Source organism: Psychrobacter sp. 16-MNA-CIBAN-0192 (genome assembly GCF_040309565.1).
Taxonomy (GTDB): Bacteria; Pseudomonadota; Gammaproteobacteria; order Pseudomonadales; family Moraxellaceae; genus Psychrobacter.
The window spans coordinates 1-255 of record NZ_JBEOOX010000484.1 but is presented as its reverse complement, the minus strand read 5'-3'; the positions used below and the strand labels follow the sequence as shown (position 1 = coordinate 255).

Genomic DNA, 255 nt, shown 5'->3' with positions numbered 1-255 from the left:
ACTCAGCGCAAATACTGAACCAACGGCTGCTGCAACAATACCGCGAGGTGCAATCCAAGCAAGTACTAGGCGTGATTTCATCGGTAAGTCTGTACCAAAGGTTGAAATAGCAATACACAATGGGCGCGCAATAAATAGCACAATAGCTAAAAATATAAAAACGTCACTATCTAGCATCATTAAATCAGAGAGTTCTAACCTTGCTGCAAGTAAAATAAACAGTGTTGAGATTAAAATCATTGATAGATCTTCTTT

General features: G+C 38.4%; 1 pseudogene. It reads right to left on the bottom strand.

Annotated elements, in window-relative coordinates:
* Positions 1-240 (bottom strand): annotated as a pseudogene (locus AAEY78_RS14055) (cation:proton antiporter); the annotation flags it as partial.
* Positions 241-255 lie beyond the last annotated feature (15 nt).